We start from the raw sequence: 2289 nt of genomic DNA on the forward strand, positions 1-2289 counted from the left end.
GATAAAATACTTACAAACACAATTAGAATCTCAAAAAAAGTTAACAGATACACCACCAATTATAGTTATAAAAGATCAAGGTGTTTATAGATTTGCTTCTGGTAGTGCGGAAATTCCTCAACAAATGTCAAATTATATCTTGAAGCAAATAGTACCAGAAATAGAAGCTAGAACTAAACAATATGGGATTAATGTTGTGGAAATAATTGGACACACAGACGGACAAGCTAATGGTAATGTAACGAGTAATTTAGATGTCAATTTAGAAAATGTAGTTAGTGGTAATATACCGATAGGAAAATTACAAGCTGGTTCTAATGCTGATTTAGGATTGCTGCGTGCTTTGTCAGTTGTTAAGGTGCTGCGTGATATTCAAAAAAAAGAAGGCAAACTATCTGGATTATCATTTCGCGCTTATTCTGCGGCACAGTTAATATTACCAAATGGACAATTTGCAGGAACAGCGCGTCAAGATGATGTTACCCGACGACGAATTGAAATCCGATTTACACGGTTAGGAGAAGTGCAAGAAGTTAGATAAAAAATCACTATTTTCTCTATCAAAATCTTGCCTTTTGCTTTGCCATAACGACAATTTTCAAAGCCAACCTACTTAACTGGCGAAACAAGATCACTTTTTCACCCTCGCAAACAGAAATGGTCAGAACATTTTACCTGGAGTCCTGACGGTACAAGAGTGGAAGGTATAACTGCTATAGGTCGCGCTACAATAATTAGGCTACGCATGAACAACCCAGTGATTATATTTGCTCGTAAACGGTGGGTAATAAGTGGTTGGCATTCTCCTAATGATTGATAGTATAAAAAACAGCTATGACACAAGAACCGATACAAGTAATTGGCGGCGGACTCGCGGGAACAGAAGCAGCATGGCAAATAGCCCAAGCCGGCGTGCCTGTGATTCTCCACGAGATGCGCCCTAAACGCTTCAGTCCTGCCCATCATACCGAAAATTTGGCAGAATTGGTCTGTAGTAACTCTTTCGGGGCTATGGCGAGCGATCGCGCGGCCGGTCTCCTACACGAAGAACTCCGCCAACTCGGTTCTATTGTCATTTCCAAAGCAGATGAACACGCAGTCCCCGCTGGTGGGGCTTTAGCGGTAGACAGAGGACAATTTGGGGAAGATTTGACCCAAACCTTAGCAAATCACCCTTTAATTGATTTCCGTCGCGGGGAAGTTACCGCAATTCCTGAAGGTATTGTTGTTTTAGCTTCTGGTCCTTTAACCAGTCCCGATTTAGGCGCAGATTTACAGCGATTTACGGGGATGGAATATCTCAACTTTTTTGATGCTGCGAGTCCCATTATTACGGGAGATTCTATCAATAAAGATATTGCATTTATGGCTTCTCGCTATGACAAAGGTGAGGCAGCTTATCTAAATTGTCCGATGAATAAAGAGCAGTATTTACAATTTCGAGAAGCACTTTGTCAAGCGGAACAAACAGAATTAAAAGACTTTGAAAAAGAAACAGCGAAATTTTTTGAAGCTTGTTTACCAATTGAAGAAATGGCAAGACGGGGAGAAGATACCATGCGTTATGGACCGCTCAAACCAGTGGGTTTATCTGATCCTCGCAATGGAGAACGTAATTATGCGGTAATTCAATTACGACAAGAAGATAAAGCTGGTCAACTTTGGAATATGGTAGGTTTTCAAACTAATCTGCGTTGGGGTGAACAAAAAAGAGTATTTCAAATGATACCTGGGTTAGAAAAAGCCGAGTTTGTCAGATTAGGAGTCATGCACCGCAATACTTTTTTAAATGCACCACAGTTAATGTCTGCAAGTTTGCAATTTAAAGAACGTCCAACATTATTGGCTGCGGGACAATTAATAGGAACAGAAGGTTATACTGCTGCATCTGCTGGAGGTTGGTTAGCGGGAACAAATGCTGCTAGATTAGCTTTAGGAAAAGAACCCCTAATTTTGCCCGTGACAACGATGATGGGGGCTTTATTTGAGTTTATCAGATCCGCTGCACCTAAGCATTTTCAACCGATGGCTCCTAATTTTGGAATTGTGCCAGATTTGGGCGTGAAAATAAAAAGCAAACCGGAAAAATATGGACGTTATCGGGATAGATCCTTGGCAGATTTGGCAACTTGGAAAACGGAAAATTTAGCCGTTTAAATCAGACATTTGGTGATAAATAATGTAGAGACGTTCCAGGGAATGTCCAGATCATCAAATTTACAGCAAATTGTCATCAAACCCGGAACAAGAACCCCACCCCCAACCCCCTCCAGTATCAAAAGCTTATCC

Annotated in this window: 2 protein-coding genes; both read left to right on the plus strand. The window is 40.9% G+C overall.

Annotated elements, in window-relative coordinates:
• A partial coding sequence (locus IQ228_RS24920) for a flagellar motor protein (RefSeq protein ID WP_193964826.1) occupies positions 1–541 on the plus strand: 541 nt, incomplete at its 5' end.
• 293 nt (positions 542–834) lie between these two features.
• The gene (gene trmFO / locus IQ228_RS24925) at positions 835–2157 is read left to right on the plus strand and encodes an FADH(2)-oxidizing methylenetetrahydrofolate--tRNA-(uracil(54)-C(5))-methyltransferase TrmFO (protein WP_027404427.1); all 1323 of its coding nucleotides are present in this window, start codon (positions 835–837) and stop codon (positions 2155–2157) included.
• Positions 2158–2289 lie beyond the last annotated feature (132 nt).

The sequence above is a fragment of the Dolichospermum sp. LEGE 00246 genome (assembly GCF_015207865.1).
Lineage (GTDB): Bacteria > Cyanobacteriota > Cyanobacteriia > Cyanobacteriales > Nostocaceae > Dolichospermum > Dolichospermum heterosporum.

Bases quoted from the DNA above. Each gene is read 5' to 3' on its own strand.
- trmFO (WP_027404427.1), top strand. From the start codon at position 835: ATGACACAAGAACCGATACAAGTAATTGGCGGCGGACTCGCGGGAACA.